This window comes from Caulobacter sp. Root487D2Y, from assembly GCF_001427165.1.
Taxonomy (GTDB): Bacteria; Pseudomonadota; Alphaproteobacteria; order Caulobacterales; family Caulobacteraceae; genus Caulobacter.
The window spans coordinates 1-19,140 of record NZ_LMFD01000013.1 but is presented as its reverse complement, the minus strand read 5'-3'; the positions used below and the strand labels follow the sequence as shown (position 1 = coordinate 19,140).

17 protein-coding genes and 1 pseudogene are annotated in these 19,140 nt (G+C 68.9%); 12 read left to right on the top strand and 6 right to left on the bottom strand.

Annotated elements, in window-relative coordinates; all coding sequences use genetic code 11:
- Positions 1-8: 8 nt before the first annotated feature.
- A complete protein-coding gene (locus tag ASD38_RS19090) occupies positions 9-1,523 on the top strand; it encodes a hypothetical protein (RefSeq protein ID WP_056462562.1) in 1,515 nt (504 codons plus the stop codon).
- Between the two features lie 63 nt (positions 1,524-1,586).
- On the opposite strand, the gene ASD38_RS24225 is transcribed toward ASD38_RS19090, so the two are convergent.
- A complete protein-coding gene (locus tag ASD38_RS24225; protein ID WP_056462560.1) occupies positions 1,587-2,159 on the bottom strand; it encodes a TetR/AcrR family transcriptional regulator in 573 nt (190 codons plus the stop codon).
- Positions 2,160-2,302: 143 nt separating this feature from the next.
- Here ASD38_RS24225 and ASD38_RS19080 point away from each other — a divergent pair, with 143 nt between their 5' ends.
- From ASD38_RS19080 to ASD38_RS19050, 7 genes are all read left to right on the top strand, one after another.
- The gene (locus tag ASD38_RS19080) at positions 2,303-3,226 is read left to right on the top strand and encodes a class I SAM-dependent methyltransferase (RefSeq protein ID WP_056462557.1); all 924 of its coding nucleotides are present in this window, start codon (positions 2,303-2,305) and stop codon (positions 3,224-3,226) included.
- A gap of 153 nt (positions 3,227-3,379) precedes the next feature.
- Complete coding sequence (locus ASD38_RS19075; protein ID WP_056462554.1) at positions 3,380-4,240, top strand: TIGR01459 family HAD-type hydrolase; 861 nt, start codon at positions 3,380-3,382, stop codon at positions 4,238-4,240.
- A gap of 72 nt (positions 4,241-4,312) precedes the next feature.
- Positions 4,313-4,738 (top strand): MaoC family dehydratase, encoded by a 426-nt coding sequence (locus tag ASD38_RS19070; protein WP_056462551.1) that lies wholly within the window; start codon positions 4,313-4,315, stop codon positions 4,736-4,738.
- Between the two features lie 10 nt (positions 4,739-4,748).
- Positions 4,749-5,690, top strand: a complete 942-nt coding sequence (locus ASD38_RS19065) for a bifunctional riboflavin kinase/FAD synthetase (RefSeq protein WP_056443133.1) — start codon at positions 4,749-4,751, stop codon at positions 5,688-5,690.
- An 89-nt stretch (positions 5,691-5,779) separates the two neighbouring features.
- Positions 5,780-5,944 (top strand): hypothetical protein, encoded by a 165-nt coding sequence (locus ASD38_RS19060; RefSeq protein WP_235523897.1) that lies wholly within the window; start codon positions 5,780-5,782, stop codon positions 5,942-5,944.
- A gap of 237 nt (positions 5,945-6,181) precedes the next feature.
- Positions 6,182-7,276, top strand: a complete 1,095-nt coding sequence (locus ASD38_RS19055; protein ID WP_056443139.1) for a S1C family serine protease — start codon at positions 6,182-6,184, stop codon at positions 7,274-7,276.
- Between the two features lie 151 nt (positions 7,277-7,427).
- Positions 7,428-7,661 (top strand): hypothetical protein, encoded by a 234-nt coding sequence (locus ASD38_RS19050; RefSeq protein ID WP_235523896.1) that lies wholly within the window; start codon positions 7,428-7,430, stop codon positions 7,659-7,661.
- A gap of 5 nt (positions 7,662-7,666) precedes the next feature.
- On the opposite strand, the pseudogene ASD38_RS24740 reads toward ASD38_RS19050, so the two are convergent.
- Positions 7,667-7,753, bottom strand: a pseudogene (locus tag ASD38_RS24740) (hypothetical protein); the annotation flags it as partial.
- A 271-nt stretch (positions 7,754-8,024) separates the two neighbouring features.
- Here ASD38_RS24740 and ileS point away from each other — a divergent pair.
- The 3 genes from ileS (at position 8,025) to ASD38_RS19035 (ending at position 12,567) form a co-directional block, all read left to right on the top strand.
- Positions 8,025-11,012 (top strand): isoleucine--tRNA ligase, encoded by a 2,988-nt coding sequence (ileS, locus tag ASD38_RS19045; protein WP_056462542.1) that lies wholly within the window; start codon positions 8,025-8,027, stop codon positions 11,010-11,012.
- A gap of 184 nt (positions 11,013-11,196) precedes the next feature.
- Entirely contained in the window at positions 11,197-11,706 is a 510-nt protein-coding gene (lspA, locus tag ASD38_RS19040) for a signal peptidase II (protein WP_056462539.1), read from the top strand.
- 294 nt (positions 11,707-12,000) lie between these two features.
- The gene (locus tag ASD38_RS19035) at positions 12,001-12,567 is read left to right on the top strand and encodes a DUF3035 domain-containing protein (protein WP_056443152.1); all 567 of its coding nucleotides are present in this window, start codon (positions 12,001-12,003) and stop codon (positions 12,565-12,567) included.
- A 200-nt stretch (positions 12,568-12,767) separates the two neighbouring features.
- Here ASD38_RS19035 and ASD38_RS19030 read toward each other — a convergent pair whose 3' ends face one another.
- Positions 12,768-13,715 (bottom strand): TraB/GumN family protein, encoded by a 948-nt coding sequence (locus ASD38_RS19030; RefSeq protein WP_056462536.1) that lies wholly within the window; start codon positions 13,713-13,715, stop codon positions 12,768-12,770.
- A 189-nt stretch (positions 13,716-13,904) separates the two neighbouring features.
- Positions 13,905-14,858: a TraB/GumN family protein gene (locus ASD38_RS19025; RefSeq protein ID WP_235523895.1), complete on the bottom strand. Its 954-nt coding sequence runs from the start codon at positions 14,856-14,858 to the stop codon at positions 13,905-13,907.
- A 311-nt stretch (positions 14,859-15,169) separates the two neighbouring features.
- On the opposite strand from ASD38_RS19025, the gene mutL reads away from it, so the two are divergent.
- Positions 15,170-17,083 (top strand): DNA mismatch repair endonuclease MutL, encoded by a 1,914-nt coding sequence (gene mutL / locus ASD38_RS19020; protein ID WP_056462533.1) that lies wholly within the window; start codon positions 15,170-15,172, stop codon positions 17,081-17,083.
- 52 nt (positions 17,084-17,135) lie between these two features.
- Here mutL and ASD38_RS19015 read toward each other — a convergent pair whose 3' ends face one another.
- Together ASD38_RS19015 and ASD38_RS19010 are read right to left on the bottom strand one after the other, a co-directional pair.
- Entirely contained in the window at positions 17,136-17,828 is a 693-nt protein-coding gene (locus ASD38_RS19015) for a hypothetical protein (protein ID WP_056462531.1), read from the bottom strand.
- A complete protein-coding gene (locus ASD38_RS19010) occupies positions 17,821-18,330 on the bottom strand; it encodes a TIR domain-containing protein (protein WP_056462528.1) in 510 nt (169 codons plus the stop codon). The genes ASD38_RS19015 and ASD38_RS19010 overlap by 8 nt, the downstream gene beginning before the upstream one ends.
- Between the last annotated feature and the right edge of the window lie 810 nt (positions 18,331-19,140).

Here is a 19,140-nt window from a genome sequence, read left to right as displayed (position 1 = left end):
GACGCCCCATGTTTTCAGCGTCGAGAGGCTTCGTTCCCCTGCTGGCCGCCGCGGCCCTGACCGGCGTCCTGCTGGGGGCCTGCCAGCCGCAGGGGGCCGAGAGCCCGCCCGCCGCGACGGCCGGCGGCCCCGTGCGGATCCTGTCGGCCAAGGGCCTGAACCCGCAGGCCGGCGAGGCCTCGCCGCAAGGGCGGCTGCTGATCGGGCGCGGCAAGGACTACACGCCCCTCAACGAGGATCCGAAGGCCCTGTTCGACAAGCTGGAAGGCTCGATGGCCGAGCGCCGCAAGACCGGCTGGGCCATCGTCGAGGCCCTGCTGGAGCCCCAGAAGCTGACCCTGGAGGGCAAGACCTACGACGTGCCCCTCTGGCATACCTGGTACGAAGGCATGAGCGCCAATCCCGAGGTCGACCAGAAGATCAAGCTGTTCATCGCCCAGCTGGCGGCCTGCAAGGCCGACGCCGACTGCCACAAGTCCCGCGCCGAGATCGCCCACGAGGTGATGGCCCAGAGCGGCGCCGACAAGAACCTGGTCCGCAGCCTGGTCTCGGCCAACCTGACCCAGGTGCTCAAGCAGTCCGAAGGCTTCGACCGCGGCAATCCCGAGGACGAGCTGGGCCAGGGCTTCACCCTGTTCAGCCCGTCGTTCGTCGAGCACGTCCTGGCCCAGGCCCAGGGCATCGAGACCTGCTCCAACAAGATCCCGTGGAACCAGGCCCCGCCCAGCGCCGGCCAGTTCTCGCCCTGCGTCGAGGAGTTCCCGCGCAGCGCGGTGATGGTCAAGACCAGCTGGGACCAGATCGACGGGGCCAGTCCCAAGGTCAGCGCCCACGCCACCGACGCCGCCGCGGTCACCGCCGTGCTGAAGGGCGGGACCTGGCCCAAGCCGACCCTGGAGCCGGTCGATCCCAGCGGCATCTACACGGTGCAGACCACCGACGGGAAACTGTTCGGCCTGAAGTCGATCCACATCTCGACCAAGGACACCCGCGAATGGATCTGGATCACGCTGTGGTGGAGCTCCAAGCCCGACGAGGACTTCGGCCAGGACCGCCCGGCCTCGCTGGCCAGGTTCAACGGCGGGGTCTGGTCGCACTACAAGATGTGCGTCACCACCGCCTTCAACGAGACCGATCCCAAGCCCTGGGGGGCCTACGAGACGGCCCAGCCGGCCCTGGCCGCCGCGATCAAGGCCTCGTACGACGGCGCCGTCGAGCAGCGGAACCCCGCGCCCTACGACAAGGTCACCAGCTGGTGCAGCAATCCCAACCTCGAGCACCATACCGGCAACGGCCGCACCAACTGCATCGGCTGCCACCAGTATTCGCTGACCTGGAACGAACTGAAGGAGCGCCCGGCCTATTTCAGCGACACCTACGCCGCCTCGATGGCCGCCGAATATCCGCAGTACGGCCGCGCCCGGCGCCGGGCCAATTTCCCGGCCGAGTTCGCCTGGTCGTTCGGCATGGAGTTCCAGGAGCAGATCAAGTCGGCCCGGGAGGACCAGGGGTTCAGTTGGTGAGGCTGGAAAGGGAGGATACGTGATGTCTCCCGAGCAACGACCATGCCGTCCACGCCAGGCGACCTAGCCGGGCTGCTCGGCGCTGTCGTCGCTCAAACCCTGAAGCACCAATCGGCGGAACATGACGTCGAGTTCCGCCGGCGGCAGGCGCGCGCCCCCGTCCAGCCACCAGGTCAGAAGCGACATGAACCCGCCCACGACGAACGAGGTGACCACGTCCGGCCGTAGCTCGCTCCGGCTCGGCCTGAGGGCCAGCTCGTTGCGCACCAACTCGGTCACGATCTGGCGGAGCATCGCCGTCGTGGTGGCCACGCCGCCCTTGCTGACGAGCGCGCGATAGAGGTCCAGCTGCTCGCGCGCGTGCTCAAGGAACGGCAGCACGAACCCGAATCCGCCATCCAAGGGCCCGAGCGCGGCGGCCCGCTGGTGCTCCAGCAACATGCTGCGAAGGTTATCGTCCAATCCGCTGCGCTTGAGGTGATCCTTGCCGGTGAAGTGCGCATAGAAGGTCGAGCGGCCAATATCGGCCTGTTCGCAGACCTCCTCGACGGTGATGGCGTCGTACCCCTTGCGGGTCATCAGCGAAATCAGCGCGCCCTGCAGCATTGAGCGGGTCCGCGCGATGCGGCGGTCCATGCATGCCTCCTCACGACGGCTTTTTCCGGACAGGCCGGCGAGTTGTGTGCGGAATGGGACATCTCGCCCGGCCTGTTCGTTGCCGGCTTCCGCGCAGGAAGTCAGGTTTCGGACACCCTGTCCATGCCGCCGCGAGAAAGCCCATGACCCACTCCGCCCACGGCCCCGCCGCCCACGACGAAGTGGGCCTCACCATCCACGACGCCGCGCGCTACGACCTGCTCGTCGGCCTGCTCACCCTCGGGGGCGAACGCCGGCTGCGCGAAAGGATCCTGAACCTGGCCGGCCTTCGTCCGGGCGAGCAGGTCCTGGACATGGGTTGCGGCACCGGCTCCCTGGCCATGCTCGCCAAGCGGCGCGTCGGGCCTTCCGGCGCGGTCCACGGCCTGGATCCTTCGCCGGAGATGCTCGAACGCGCCGCGGCCAAGGCCAGCCGCGCCGGGATTACTCTGTCCCTGTCCAAAGGGGCGGTGCAGGCGATGCCCTACCCCGACGCCAGCTTCGACGTCGTGATCTCCACCTTCGTGCTGCATCACGTCCCGGCGTCCGTCCGGCGGACGATGGCGCATGAGATCCGGCGCGTCCTCAAGCCAGAGGGCCGCGCCTTGCTGGTGGACTTCGGTCCGCCCAAGGCCTCCGAGCGCGGCGCGATCGACCATTTCCATCGCCACGGCTTCGTCCGGATCGACGAGGTCGTCGCCGATCTGGAGGACGCCGGCTTCAGGACCGCCTCGGGCCCGGTCGGCGCCAAGGGTCTCGATTTCGTGCGGGCCGGGACGGAGCAATTCATCGCCGCCCAGCAGATCGCCAGCCCGCGACGGAAAGGTCATGGCCACGCCGCGCTCGCCGCGGGCGTCGGCCTGCTGGCGCTGGCGGTCCTGATCGCCCTTCACGTCGGCGCGGCGATGTCGCTGTGGCGCATGCCCCACGCGCCGTCGCTTTCGCTGACAGGGACGGTCGTCGGCGCGATCGTCCTGGTGGTCGTCGTCAAGCTGACCCTGTTCCGTGTCGCCCATCGCTTCGCGGGAAGGCTGATGGCGCGGTGGGTTCGGGTCGGGCACGACTAGGGCGTCGGCCGACAGATCGGCGGCCGGCCTCGACGCGGAATGAGTCGGCCCCCTTAGCGGACCCTATGAGCGGCGGAACTGGCCCTTTCGCCTCCGCGTCCCTACATCCCCCACCGTTGACGCATCCGTCCGCGCCCGGTACCGCCCCTGTCCATGACCGATCTGCCCACTGGCCTCTCCGCCCTCGCCGACCGCTATGACGTTTTGCTGTGCGACGTCTGGGGGGTCATCCACAACGGGGTCGAGAGCTTCCCGGAGGCCTGCCGGGCCCTGGTCGAGTGGCGGACCCACCACGGGCCGGTGATCCTGATCTCCAACTCCCCGCGCCCGTCGCAGGCCGTGGTCGAGCAGCTGGACCGGCTGGGCGTGCCGCGCGAGGCCTGGAGCGCCTTCGTCACCTCCGGCGACGCCACCCGCACCCTGCTGGCCGCCCGCGCGCCCGGCCCGGCCTGGATCGTCGGCCCCGAGCGCGACTTCACGCTCTATGAGGGCCTGGGCCTGGAGACCGCCGGCCCCGAGGACGCGGCCTTCGTCGCCGTCACCGGCATGGTCGACGACGAGAACGAGGCCCCCGCCGACTACGCCGACCGCCTGGCCATCGCCGCCGAGCGCGGCCTGACCCTGATCTGCGCCAATCCCGACCGAGTGGTGCAGCGCGGCGCGCGGCTGATCTATTGCGGCGGCGCCCTGGCCGACCTCTACGAGACCCTGGGCGGGCAGGTGCTGATGGCCGGCAAGCCCTACAAGCCGATCTACGATCTGGCGCTGGCCGAGGCGCAGGCCCTGAAGGGCGGCCCCGTCGACCGCGCGCGGGTGCTGTGCATCGGCGACGGCGTGGTCACCGACGTCAAGGGCGCCCACGACGAGGGCCTGGCCTGCCTGTTCATCGCCAAGGGCATCCACGGCGAGGCCGCCGTCGGCCCCGACGGCAAGCTGGATCCGACCCGGGTCGCGGGCCTGCTGGCCGCCGAGCGGGTGGGCGCGACCCACGCCATGAGCGATCTGGTCTGGTAGAGCCCGCGGCTCGCTTTACTGAAGTTTGGCGCTAAGATTGGTGCAACGCACAAAAAACAAATGAGGGGCGCTATGAAGGGACTGTTTCTCGAGGACATCAGCGTCGGCCAGTCGGCCGAGCTGGTCCGCACCGTGGGCGAGGCCGACATCGTCGCCTTCGCCGCCGTGACCGGCGACAACAATCCGGTCCACCTGGACGCCGAATACGCGGCCGGCACCAGCTTCGGCGAGCGCATCGCCCACGGCATGCTGTCGGCCGGCTACATCTCGGCGGTGCTGGGCACCACCCTGCCCGGTCCCGGCGCGATCTATCTGTCCCAGTCCCTGGCCTTCAAGCGTCCGGTCAAGATCGGCGACGAGGTCACCGCCCGCGTCACGGTGACGGCGATCGACGACGCCAAGGCCCGGGTGACGTTCGCCACCACCTGCCTGGTGCGCGGCAACGCCGTGGTCGACGGCGAGGCCGTGGTCATGGTCCCGCGCAGAGCCGCCGCGTAAGGAAATCCGCATGCGCCTGAAGACGATCCACGGCTGGAAGGACGTGCCGCCGGCCGAACGGGGCGCCTGCGTGGCCCTGGGCAATTTCGACGGCGTGCATCGCGGCCACCAGCAGGTGATCGCCCAGGCGGCGAAAGCCTCGCTGGCCGACAAGCTGCCGCTGGGCGTGGTCACCTTCGACCCGCACCCGCGCCGGCTGTTTCGCCCCACCGAGCCGGCCTTCAAGCTGATGACCCACCCCCAGCAGGCCCGCGCGCTGGAGGCCCTGGGCGTGGACCTGCTGTACCTGCTGCCGTTCGACTTCGAGATGGCCAGCTTCAACGACCGCGAGTTCGTCGAGAAGGTGCTGGTGGGAGGCCTCGGCGTTAAGCACGTCGCCGTCGGCTTCGACATCTCGTTCGGCCGAGGCCGCACCGGCAGCGCCGACCTGATGAAGGCCTATGGCCAGGAGTACGGCTTCTCGGTCTCGGTGGCCGAGCCGGTGGCCAACCGCGAGGGCGAGAAGTTCTCGTCGACCGGGGTGCGCGACGCCCTGCGCGACGGCCACCCCGAAGGCGCCGCGCGCATCCTGGGCCGGCCGTTCGCCATCGAGGGCGTCGTGCGGCGCGGCCAGCAGCTGGGCCGCCAGCTGGGCTTCCCCACGGCCAATGTCGAGGTCGAGGACTATGTGGTGCCCAAGCTGGGCGTCTACGCCACCCGCACCCGCCTGCCGGACGGCCGCGAGGTGCCCGGCGTGGCCAATCTGGGCAACAACCCCACCACCGGCGAGGTCGAGACCCGGCTGGAGACCTGGCTGTTCGACTTCGACGAGGACCTCTACGGCCAGGTCATCGAAACCGACCTGATCGCCTTCCTGCGCCCCGAACTGAAGTTCGACAGCATCCCGCTGCTGGTCGAGCAGATCCGGCGCGACGAGGTCGCGGCCCGGGCGATCGTGGCCCCGGCGTTCTGAGGCGTTTGATCAAGCGCTTGGCGTGAAGGCCGGGCGGGGTCTAACGTGGTCGCATGGCAACGCACCTGAACGCTGACGACCGCCTCCTCATGGACCGCTATTTCGATTGCGTGCTCCTGCGCTATTCGGAGGGCGTCTACAATCTCGACACGGCCCGGGCCGAACTGGCCGAGGCCTTCCTGCAGATGACCCGGGAGGAGCCCGGCTTCCGCACCCACATGCAGGCCGTGGTCGACGCGCGCGACGACGCCTAGATCTCAAAATTCCGCTCATCCCGGCGAATGCCGGGACCCAGATCCCTTGGCGGTGTGGTGGGCTGGAAGAACTCAGAGCCTTTGGCGTCAGCCTCAACGCCATTCCATCTGGGTCCCGGCATTCGCCGGGATGAGCGGAGGATGGGGATAGGTTGAACGAGCCCGAGCGCGGGCACGCGCCGACTCGCCAACCTCCGTTCTTCCCGTTAACCTTTGCCGTTCACGGGCGGGGGCCGGATGTTGAAAGCGCGCAAGTACGAGATCTTCGCCAAGGCCCGGCGGCCCAAGGGGCCGCGGCGGCATGAGATCCTCTCCTATCCCGACCACGAGGCCGAGGGCGCGGTGTTCGTGCTCGACCCCGGCGGGCCGGCGCCGTTCTGCGTGGTCCCCCCGACCGACGACGGCCTGCTGGACGCCTATTCCAACGCCGTGGTCCGCGCCGTCGAGGTGGTCGGACCCAGCGTCGTGCGCATCCATCCGATGCTGGAGGACCCGCGCATGCAGGGCGTCGGCTCGGGCTTCGCCATCGCGCCGAACGGCCTGATCCTGACCAACAGCCACGTGGTCCAGGGCGCCAACCGCTTCATCGTCATCACCGCCGAGGGCCGCAGCGTGACGGCCCGTTGCGTCGGCGACGATCCCGACACCGACCTGGCCCTGCTGCAGCTGGACCAGCGTCTGGACCTGCCGGTCGCCAAGCTGGGCAACTCCAAGGCTTTGCGGCGCGGCCAGCTGGTGATCGCCATCGGCGCCCCGCTGGGCTTCGAGGCGACGGTGACCACCGGCGTGGTCTCGGCGATGGGCCGGTCCCTGCGCGGCGAGCGCGGCCGGCTGATCGAGGACCTGATCCAGACCGACGCCGCCCTCAATCCCGGCAACAGCGGCGGCCCGCTGGTCAGCTCGTCCGGCGAGGTGGTGGGCATCGCCACCGCCGTGATCGCCGGCTATCCGGGCCTGTGCTTCGCCGTGGCCTCCAACACCGCCAGCTTCGTGATCGCCGAGCTGATCGACCACGGCCACGTGCGGCGCGGCTCGATCGGCCTGGTCGCCCAGCAGGCCCCGATCCCGCCGGGCCTGGCCCGGGCGACGGGCGTGACCCAGGGCTATGCGGTGTTCGTGGCCCAGGTCGACGCCGGCGGTCCCGCCGCCAAGGCCGGGGTGCGCGAGGGCGACCTGCTGATCAGCGCCGGCGGCGCGCCGCTGACCGGCCTGGACGACCTGCTGCGCGCCCTGGACCACCACAGCATCGACAAGCCCGCCCCGTTCGTCCTGATCCGCCAGGGCAAGCTGATGACGGTGATGATTACCCCCCGGGCGCGCAAGCGCGGTTAAGATCGTCGGATACCCGACAGGCTTAAGCAAAGCCGTGTCCGAATCTTGAGAAAATACGGATAACGTTGATTTTTCACCATAGACGCAACCCACGGCCACCCCTACACTTTTGGCGTCAGTGGAGGAAATTCACGTGGGGTCTGAGGTTCGGGTGAGACGCTTGTGGCGGAAGACTTGGCGCGCGGCGCGGCTCCTCCTGCCCCCCAAACCGATCCTGACCTCGCTGGAAGGCAAGATCCTGGCCTCCGCCTGGGCCCTGGCCGCCCTGACCACCCTCAGCGTCGCCCTGGCCCAGGGCCTGCGGATGTTCCTGCTCTCGGCCCTGGCCGTCCTGTTCGGCACCCTGGCGGCGTTGTGGATGCTGGACGGACTGGCGCGGCGGTAGGGCCCTCTCCTCACCCGTGAAACGGGGGAGGTGGCGCGATGCGGATACGCATCGTGACGGAGGGGGCGCTCCACAGGTTCAACAAAACCCAGCCGACTAGAGGCGGCTCGACGCCCCCTCCGTCACGGCGCCGATGGTGCCGCGCCACCTCCCCCGCTTTGCGGGTGAGGAGAAGCATCCCCGTTTGCCCCTCCCCTCCGCCTCTGCTATCCCCCGCCCCATGCCTTTCGTTCGGAAAACCCCGCGAATTAACCGCCCGGCGTGACGCCGCCGGACGAGCGCTCCAGCGCGCGCCGGCCCATCACGCCGGGAATGACCACCCCGCACCTTCCTTCCGAACATTCCAAGCTGGATAGCTCTCCCATGGCCGACGACGCCACGACGACCGCCCGCGACTACCGCGAAACCGTCTTCCTTCCCGACACCCCGTTCCCGATGCGCGGCGGCCTGCCCAAGAAGGAGCCCGAGATCCTGGAAGGCTGGGCGGCGCTGTCCGACAAGGGCCTGTACGGCGCGGTGCGCGCCGCGCGGCAGGCCGCCGGCGCCCCGCTGTTCGTGCTGCACGACGGCCCGCCCTACGCCAACGGCGCGATCCACATCGGCCACGCCCTGAACAAGACGCTGAAGGACTTCGTGGTCCGCTCGCGCTTCGCCCTGGGCTACGACGTCGACTACGTGCCCGGCTGGGACTGCCACGGCCTGCCGATCGAGTGGAAGATCGAGGAAGAGTTCCGCGCCAGGGGCCGCCGCAAGGACGAGGTGCCGGCCGCCGAGTTCCGCAAGCGCTGCCGCGAATACGCCGCCGGCTGGATCGAGGCCCAGAAGGTCGAGTTCCAGCGTCTGGGCGTGCTGGGCGACTGGTGGAACCGCTACGCCACCATGGACTACGGCAGCGAGGCGACCATCGTCGCCGAGTTCCACAAGTTCGCCACCAGCGGCCAGCTCTATCGCGGCTCCAAGCCCGTGATGTGGAGCCCGGTCGAGCGCACGGCCCTGGCCGACGCCGAGATCGAGTATCACGATCACACGAGCCCGACCGTGTGGGTGAAGTTCCCGGTCAAGGCCTATGACGAGGACCGCTACGCCCTGTCGGGCAACGACGCCGGCGACAACGTCTTCCGCCTGCCGCCCAACGACGCCTCGGTCGTGATCTGGACCACCACCCCGTGGACCATCCCGGCCAACCGGGCGATCTCGTTCGGGCCCAAGGTCGAGTATGGTCTCTACGAGGTCGAGGCCCTGGAGGAGAACCTGGAGTTCGCCCCGTGGTCCAAGGTCGGCGACCGCCTGATCGTCGCCGACAAGCTGGCCGAGGACGTGCGCAAGGCCGCCAAGGTCGCCCAATGGCGCCGCGCCGAGCCGGTCGACCCGACGGGCCTGATCTGCGCCCACCCGCTGGCCCAGTTCGCGCCCGATCCCGCAACGGGCTACGGCTTCGACGTGCCGCTGCTGGCCGGCGAGCACGTGACCGACGACGCCGGCACAGGCTTCGTCCACACCGCCCCGGGCCACGGCGCCGACGACTATCTGGTCTGGCTGAAGAGCGGCTACGCCCTGGACTCGATCCCCGACACCGTCGATCCCGACGGCGCCTATTTCCCGCACGTGCCGCTGTTCGGCGGCCTGAAGGTCATCGAGACCGAGGGCAAGAAGGCCGGCAAGTTCGGTCCGGCCAACCCGGCCGTGATGGACAAGCTGATCGAGGCCGGGAACCTGCTGGCCCGCGGCCGCGTCGAGCACAGCTATCCGCACAGCTGGCGCTCCAAGGCCCCGGTGATCTTCCGCAACACCCCGCAGTGGTTCATCCGCATGGACCAGCCGGTGCCGACCCTGGGCGGCAAGACCCTGCGCGAGACGGCCGTCCAGGCCATCGCCGACACCGCCTTCCACCCCGACGCCGGCCGCAACCGCATCGGCTCGATGGTCGAGACCCGGCCCGACTGGCTGATCAGCCGCCAGCGCGCCTGGGGCACGCCCCTGGCCATGTTCGTCGACAAGGACACCGGCGTCCCGCTGATGGACGAGGCGGTCAACCGCCGCATCCTCGACGCCATCCAGGACGGCGGCAGCGACGCCTGGTTCGAGCTGCCCGACAGCCACTTCCTGGGCGACCGCGACCCGGCCCAGTACGAAAAGGTCGTCGACATCCTCGACGTCTGGTTCGACAGCGGCTCGACCCACGCCTTCACGCTGGAAGGCCGCAACGACAGCCGCTCGCCGGCCGACCTCTATCTGGAAGGCTCGGACCAGCACCGCGGCTGGTTCCAGTCGTCGCTTCTGGAGAGCTGCGGCACGCGCGGCCGCGCGCCGTACAAGGGCGTTCTGACCCACGGGTTCACCCAGGACGAGAACGGCGAGAAGATGTCCAAGTCCAAGGGCAACACCGTCGAGCCCCAGACCATCACCAAGGAAAGCGGCGCCGAGATCCTGCGGCTGTGGGCGGCGATGGTCGACTATTCGGAGGACCAGCGGATCGGCAAGACGATCCTGGCCACCACCACCGACGCCTATCGCAAGCTGCGCAACACCACCCGCTACCTGCTGGGCGCCCTGGCCGGCTTCGACGAGGCCGAGCGGGTCACCGACTACGCCGACTTCCCGCCGCTGGAGAAGTACATCCTGCACCGCCTGTGGGAGCTCGACGCCCACGTGAAGGCGTCCTACGAGGCCTACCGCTTCAGCGACGTGATCCGGCCGCTGATCGACTTCTGCCAGGGCGACCTGTCCAGCCTGTTCTTCGACATCCGCAAGGACAGCCTCTATTGCGACGCGCCGACCGCGTTGCGCCGCCGGGCCTATCGCACGGTGCTGGACTACGTGTTCGAGCGCCTGACCGTGTGGCTGTCGCCCCTGACCAGCTTCACCATGGAAGAGGCCTGGACGACGCGCTTCCCCGACGCCGGTTCGAACGTGCTGCGGGTGATGCCCGAGACCCCGGCCGCCTGGCGCAACGACGCCGAGGCCGCCCGCTGGGCCAAGGTCGAGACCGTGACCTCGGTGGTCACCTCGGCCCTGGAGGTCGAGCGCCGCGACAAGCGGATCGGTTCGGCCCTGGAGGCCGCGCCGGTGGTGCACATCGCCCAGCCCGACCTGCTGGCCGCCTTCGACGGCCTGGACGCCGCCGAGGTGTTCCGCACCAGCGCCGCGACCCTGGTCGCCGGGACGTCGGCCGGGGCCTTCGCCCTGGACGAGGTCAAGGGCGTGGCCGTCGAGGTCAAGCTGGCCGAAGGCAAGAAGTGCGCCCGCTCGTGGCGCATCCTGCCGGAGGTGGGAACCGATCCGCGCTATCCGGAGCTCAGCCTACGTGACGCCGAAGCTGTGGCGTGGTGGGATGCGCGGCACGCGGTTTAAGATCACCCTCCCCCAGAGGGAGAGGGAGGGACCCGCGCCGCCAGGCGTGGGAGGGTGAGGGGGTAAGACGCCCGACGGCGTGCCGGCACGCCGGCAAACGGTGTAACCCCTCACCTTCCCACCGCTGCGCGGCGGGCCCCTTCCTCTCCCTCTGGGAGAGGATCAAAGGAAAAGCGGACGAAGAATGCTCAAGATCACCCGCCTCGGCTGGACCGCCTACGCCATCGCGATCGTCACGGTCGTGCTGGACCAGATCAGCAAGGCCTGGATCCTGGCCACGCTGGGAACCGTGCCCGGCGCCAGCCAGCCGGTGGCCGGCCCGTTCTACCTGACCCTGGTCCACAATTTCGGCATGAGCTTTGGCCTGTTCCGCGGCTCGGAGCTCAGCCGCTGGCTGCTGACGATCTTCTCGGCCGTCGTGGTGGTGGGCCTGGCGGTCTGGGCGCGCAAGGCGGTCAAGCCGCTGATGGCGGGGGGGATCGGCCTGATCATCGGCGGGGCGTTCGGCAACAACCTGATCGACCGCATCCGCTACGGCTATGTCGTCGACTTCATCGACGTCTCGCGGATGCACTTCCCCTGGGTGTTCAACGTCGCCGACTCGGCCATCACCGTCGGGGTCTGCCTGCTGCTGCTGGACAGCTTCCTGTCGGAAGAAAAAAAGCTGGCCAATCCCGACGGTCACGGGCTGTAGGGCGTATCGACGTTCAACGGCGGGGGCGAAAACCTCGTCTTTCGACAAACTCAGGATGAGGTTTTTCCGATGCTCAGGATGAGGTTTTCCTGATGCTCAGCGCCAAAAAATGGTCCTCATCCTGAGCTTGTCGAAGGACGAGAGCCACGCACCGAGCTTGAAGACTGATCTGCTTCGACGCGACAGATGCGCCCTAACGAAGCCACGATCTCAAGGAAGATTGGCGCCCGGCCTCGGATGTCGTATCGAGAGCGTCCGAAAATGTCGGCCCGGGGGGCCGCTGGAGCAGGTTTCATGAGTTTCTATCGGGTCGCGACCCTGGGCGTTCTGGCCTCCGTGGCCGCCATGGGCCTGGCCGGTTGCCAGTCCACGTCCAAGGCTCTGGGCATGAGCAAGGTCGTTCCGGACGAATTCCGCGTCGTCACCAAGGCCCCGCTGGTGGTGCCGCCCGACTACAGCCTGCGCCCGCCGGCCCCCGGCGAGCCGCGCCCGCAGGAACTGCAGCCCGAGAGCGCCGCGCGCATGGCCCTGGTCGGCCAGAGCAACGCCGCCAGCCGCTCGGACGGCGAAAAGCTGCTGGTCTCCAAGGCCGGCGTCGAAAAGGCCGACCCACTGATCCGCTTCGTCGTCGACGACGAGAACGGCGACCTGGCGCACAAGGACGAGAGCTTCTCGCAGAAGGTCATGTTCTGGAAGAAGGGCGACAAGACCGCCGCCCCGACCGCGGCCGAGACCGGCGCCACCCAGGCCGCCCCGATCGACGCCGCCACCGAGGAGGCCCGCCTCAAGAGCCTGACCGGCAACGGCACGATCGTCATCGCCCGCGAAAAGGAAAGCAAGATCAAGCTTCCGGGCCTGTAGGGCCGGACTTGATCCGCTGAGATTTGCAGAGGCCCGGAGGGAAACCTTCGGGCCTTTTTGCGGCGAACACTTGCCCCCTACGGACCGCTTCGCGGTCGTCTTCCCCCACAGGGGGAAGAGGACGCCGCGCTTTCGTCCTCCGCCCCCTATGGGGGCGGACAGACCGCGCAGCGGTCAGGTGGGGGCAAGTGGGTGAGCCACTATTCCCCCGGCGTCGACACCTCGAACCCTCGGCTGCGCATCTGGTCCAGCACCCCGCCCCGCGCCACCAGGCTTCGGATGCCGAACACCGCCACCGCGTGTCCCGGGGTGTTCATCGCCGCGCTCAGGGCCTCGACCTCGTCGTGCGTGCCCTTGCGCTCCAGATCGGCCATGCCCGGCAGGGCCAGCAGGCAGCGCTGGAAGTTGCGGGGACCGGCGATCGCGCCGCGCACGTCGCCGCGCGCCCAGGCCCGGGCGGCGGCGCGGGCGGCCTCGGGACCGGCGTTGACCTCGTCGAGCACGCCCTCCAGGCAGATCAGCCCGGCCTCGCGCGAGTGCTCGCGCACCGCCGTCTTGACCAGCGGCATGACCTTGTAGGTCGCGGCCGGCCGCGTCTTGACCCGATGCTTGCGGGCCAGGCGGGCGATCGCGCGCTCCGGCTCGGCCGGCTCCAGCCGCACCGTCTTGCGATAGTCGCCGGCCATCATGATCCCCGCCCCCAGCGGGCTCCAGCCGTTGTAGGCGTCGGCGCCCTTGCCCAGGACGACGCGGGCCCGCGCCAGCTTGGGCGCCAGCTCACCGACCGAGGCGTCCAGCGGGGCGGCCGACTTCAGCCTGCCGCGCAGGGCCAGGGCGGCCGGCAGGTCGCCGAGCCCAGCCTTGCCCTCCGGCGGCAGGATCACCGCGAAGGCCCCTTCCAGCCGATGGTCCAGCACGCTCGTGTCCCAGGCCTGGCCGCGCGGCAGGGCCTGCAGCACGCCCAGCATGTAGATCGTGGTGTCGCCGTCCGAGATCCGCCACCAGGCCGGGCCGGGCAGCTTGGCGGCGACCACCAGGGCCTCCACGACATTGGCCTCGGGATCGTCGAGAGCGGGCGGGTTCTGGGCGCGGGCGGGGGTGGTGGTGAGAAGCCCAGCGGCCATCGCCAGAATCGCTAGTCGCCGCATGCGGGCCTCCGAACCTCGAGATCGAACTCTCGCACTTCGCCTCCGCCGCTGTCCCTCCCCTTTATGGGGAGGGGGGACCAGCGAAGCTGGTGGGTGGGGCTTCACCGCCGCAACGGCGCCCTGCACCGATCCCCCACCCGACCCGCTACGCGGGCCACCCTCCCCGCAAGGGGGAGGGAAGGACAACTGTCACTCCCCCGGCGTCGTCACCGTGAAGCCCTTGGCCCGCAGCTGCTCCAGCACCCCGCCCTCGGCCAGCAGCGAACGCAGCTCGATCACCGCCACCGCCTTGCCGGGGGTGTTCAACGCCGCCGTGACCGCCTTGACCGCGTCGGTCTGGCCGGACCGCAGCGTCCGGGCGATGGCCGGGGTCGAGGCCAGGCAGCGCGAGAAGCCGCGGTCGGCCGAGACCACCGCGCGCACCTCGCCCCGCGCCCAGCGCTCGGCCGTGATCGCGACCCCGCCCTCGCCGTTCTCGGCCTGGCGCAGGCCGGCGTCCAGGCACAGCTCCTGCAGCGGCTGGGGCGCGGCGCCCAGGGACTTCACGGCGTCGACCAGGCTGTAGCCGGGCAGGCTCTGGATGCGCGGGCGCTTTTCGATGTCCTTGCCCTTGGCGATCTCGCGGATGCGGTCGGTGACCCCGCCCAGGTGGATCGACACGTCGCCGCCCTCCCCCGCATTGGCCACCAGGAAGCCGGCGAAGGCGGGCTTCACGTCATCCATGGCGTCGGGCTTTTCCTTCATGATCGCCAGCCGCGCCTCCAGCCGGGCCCGCAGCTCGGGCGGCAGGGTCTGGCGCATCGGCTTGTCGGTGATGAAGAAGCGCTTGCCGCCCAGGGCCAGGCCGACGATCCGCACCACGCTGACATCGGCCTCCTGGCCCATGATCAGCACATTGGCCCCGTCCACCCGTCGCTTGAACACCGACTCGTCGACCTCCAGCTTCGACGGCGTCATGGCCGGCACGCCCAGCACATAGACCGTGGTGTCGGCGTCGCTGACCTTCCACCAGGCCGGACCGGGCAGCCGGGCGTTGACCACCAGTTCCTCGACCAGGGTCGCCTCGGGGTCGACCGCCCGCAGGTCGATCGGGCCGGAGGCGTCGACGGCCTGCTGGGCGAAGGCGGCGGGGCCGCAAAGCATCAACCCCAGCGCTGTCATCCCGGCCGCGGCGCAGCGAAGAGCCGGGACCGCCGGAAGCGCGGCGCTCAGGCGTCGGTCCCGGATCCTAGCGCTGCGCGCTTCGTCCGGGATGACAGGGGAAAGGATGCGGGCCTTCTTGCCGAAAGCTCCTGCGAAACCGATGCGCGTCACTATCTGTGATCCTCCAGACCGAGCGGAATCGATCTAGGATGATCGGTCTTCCGCACTTGGACGGGCCCAGGCCGGGCCGGTCAAATTACCATGCCGCAATGCGGGCCTTTTCCGGGGTCCGCGCCGAAAGCCCGCCCACCATGCCGATCCGCCGCCTGCCGCCCGAGACCGTCAACCGCATCGCCGCCGGCGAGGTGGTCGAGCGGCCGGCCAGCGCCATCAAGGAGCTGGTCGACAACGCCATCGACGCCGGCGCCACGCGGATCGAGGTCGAGGCCCACGGCGGCGGCCTGACCCGCATCCTGGTGGCCGACGACGGCTGCGGCCTCAGCGCCGAGGAGCTGCCGGTGGCCATCGAGCGCCACGCCACCTCCAAGCTGGCCCCCGACGCCCAGGGCCTGTGGGACCTGCTGGCCATCCACACCATGGGCTTCCGGGGCGAGGCCCTGCCGTCGATCGGCTCGGTGGCCCGGCTGTCGATCTCGTCGCGCGCCAAGGGCCAATCCGACGCCTGGTCGATCCTGGTCGAGGGCGGGGCCGTCGGCGACGTCGCCCCCGCCGCCTTCGCCGGCGACCACGGGGCGCGGATCGAGGTGCGCGACCTGTTCTACGCCACCCCCGCCCGGCTGAAGTTCATGAAGTCCGAGCGCGCCGAGGCCCTGGCGATCACCGAGGAGATCAAGCGCCAGGCCATGGCCAACGAGAGCGTCGGCTTCTCGCTGGACATCGACGGCCGCCGCGTGATCCGCCTGCCGCCCGAGCATCCCGGTCCGCAAGGCCGCCTGGCCCGGCTGTCCGCCGTGCTGGGCCGCGACTTCCAGGACAACGCCATCGAGATCGACCAGACCCGCGACGGCGTGCGCCTGACCGGCTTCGCGGGCCTGCCCACCTACAACCGCGGCAACGCCGCCCACCAGTACCTGTTCGTCAACGGCCGGCCGGTGCGCGACCGGCTGCTGCAAGGCGCCCTGCGCGCCGCCTACGCCGACTTCCTGGCCCGGGACCGCCACCCGACCGCGGCCCTCTACATCAGCCTCGACACCAGCGAGGTCGACGTCAACGTCCACCCGGCCAAGGCCGAGGTGCGGTTCCGCGACCCGGCCCTGGTGCGCGGCCTGATCGTCGGGGCCCTGCGCCACGCCCTGGCCGGGGCCGGCCACCGGGCCTCGACCACCACGGCGGCGAGCGCGCTGGACGCCATCCGGGCGCAGACCATGGCCGGGCCGGGCGGTTACTCCGGCTACCAGCCCGGCCCGTCACCCGCCGGCTTCTCGGCCTGGCGGTCGGGCGGCTGGACGCGGCCCGCGCCGCAGGTGCTGCCGGGGATGTCGGACGTCTCGGCCCGGGTCGAACCGGGCGCTTACGGCGTGGCCGAGGCGGTGCGCGAGGCGGCCTATGGCGACTATGACGCCCCGCCGAGCATCGCCTATCCCGGGGTCAGCGAAGGCCCCGCCCCCGTCTTCGATCCCGTCGACTTCCCGCTGGGCGCGGCCCGGGCCCAGGTGCACGAGACCTATATCGTCGCCCAGACCCGCGACGGCGTGGTCATCGTCGACCAGCACGCCGCCCACGAGCGCCTGGTCTATGAGCGGATGAAGGGCGAGATGGCGGCCGGCGGCGTGGCCCGCCAGGCCCTGCTGCTGCCCGAGGTGGTCGAGCTGGACCCCGCCGAGGCCGAACGCGTGGTCGCCCGCGCCGACGAGCTGGCGGCCCTGGGCCTGGTCCTTGAGAGCTTCGGCCCCGGCGCGGTGCTGGTGCGCGAGACCCCCGCCCTGCTGGGCAAGACCGACGCCGCCGGCCTGGTCCGCGACATCGCCGACGACCTGGCCGAGAACGGCCAGGCCCTGGCCCTGAAGGAGCGCCTGGAGGAGGTCTGCTCCACCATGGCCTGCCACGGCAGCGTGCGGGCCGGGCGGCGTTTGAATGGCGCGGAGATGAACGCGCTGCTGCGGGAGATGGAGGCGACGCCGCACTCGGGGCAGTGCAACCATGGGCGGCCGACTTATGTGGAGCTGAAGCTGGCGGATATTGAGCGGTTGTTTGGGAGAAGGTAGGGATGAATTGCGTCGCCACCTGACCACTGGCTACGTCTCAGCCCGAATAGCCTTAGTCCTTGTAGATAATATTCCTCATCGCGGCTCTATATTTGATGAGACGCTGGTTCACCGCGAGCAGGTCTGTTGTTAGCTCGGCATATTTGGGAAAGCCCAGTTGCACGATCTGAGGTGCGTCGGCTAACTTGGCTTTCTGAGAGATTTCGTTCTCATACCAGCGTCGGAATCGCGCCTGCCAAGTGGTAAGGTGCGGTCGCAACCCTTCATTCAGTACGTTGATGGAGAGCTTGATGATCTGTTGCGTGCTGGCATCCTGCACCTTACCGACCGGGATTGTCTTGAGGAGATCACGCGTGATCGTGAAAAACTGAAACCAAGATTCGTAGACCTCAGCAATCACGTCGTGATCCAAATCAATAGGTAGGCCGATCTTGCGCGTGCTTAGCTCAACCCAGATCGCATAAGCTACTTGGCGGTCGACCATGTTCGGCTTCAGCGTGATCTTGCCTGCTCCGGCACCAACCTCTGCTTGGTCAATCTCCCAAGATGGTCCTCTGAAATCGGTCAGGTAGCGGCGCGCCAGGAACAGCAGCAGCAGCGCCCCCAGAACCAGCAGGAGCACCCAGAGATGCCCGCTCACGCCTATTTCGTGAGTCACAGGATCGAAATGCGCCTCGACGATGCTGATCGGCGGGACCGTTGCAGCCGCCTTCTCGCCTACTGCGGCAGAAGTGGCGCTAACCATTCTTCTGTCGCCTGGCGCGGCTGTTGTCGATCAGCCTTTTGGACTGCGTCAGCGAGGCCTCGATCAGGTCAGACAGACCCTGCAAGCTCTTAGTTGCCGTGTCCCAGTGCTTGAACAGGGCATAGCCGCTGTTGATATTGTCGGCAAGGCGGCCCGGCACGTTGATGTTGCCGCCGGCGACGGCCGGCTTCAGGGTCGGAAGTTGGATGGCTAAAACACCCATCTCCTGGTCGAGCGCCGCCTTGATCTCCCAATCGACATACTTACGGCGCCAAGTGTCCACTCCGCACAATACGATGAGGCAACTGCTGCCGGTCAGATGGTTCTCGCGGATGTACCGGAGAATATAGGTCTCATCCTCGCTGTCCCGCGCGCGATCCAGACTGTTGTCGTAGAAGACCTCGTACTTGTCATGAAACGCCGAGGAAAAGGCATTGTAGTACGCTTGGTCGCCGGCGTGGTGATAGCTGATGAACACCTTGCGGCGCGCGTTAATGGCCATCGTATGCCCCCCCAGTAAGCGGAACCATATGCGAGGATCCGACGGGAAATTGCAAACCCGCTATCCTACACCAAAAGCGCGTGCAGAATGGCTGGGGTAGAAATGGGTGATGGGCGCTCTCCAGGGTCGACCATTCCTATCGCGCTGAATGTCGCGTTCCTGGATTATCCGAGAGTCTGAAAAGGCACGGACGAGTCATTCAGCTTGAGCCGACAGGCCCATCCGCCGCCCCGGATGCGGCCACGCCTTAAAGCCTTGGTGGATGGGAGCTCTGGGGACTGACCGAGTCAAGGACCGCCTCCGGCGGCCGCGTCGCGGCGGCGCGGCGCGCCGTCCTTGACTCGGTCAGTCCCCAGAGCACGCTGGCAGCCAAGGTTTCAAGGCGCGGCCTCGCCGCCGCGGGCGGTCTTTCAACACCCCTCACGTCCGTCATCCTCGGACTTGTTCCGAGGACCCCTGCCTCCGCCGCGAAGGCCGTGGGTTGGCGGGCCGGCCCGCCAATGAACCGACAGCGCGGCTGAACGCGGGGTCCTCGGAACGAGTCCGAGGATGACGGTGGTGGGGGATGGAGTGTTGACGCCATGGATGACGTTGGGGACACGCACTCACCCCACGCTTCGGAGGCGATTTGCCGCGGCCCTGCCGTGAGAGCATGTCCCCGGCGGGGCGTTTACGCTCGGTGCATAGCCGACAAACCCCCACGATTTCAACGCCCTGAACTTTCTCGACCCGATTTGGTCCTCACCCTTCCAAACCGCCCGTATCCTGGTCTCACCTCGACGCGGGAAAGGGCGCATGGCCAGCGACCGA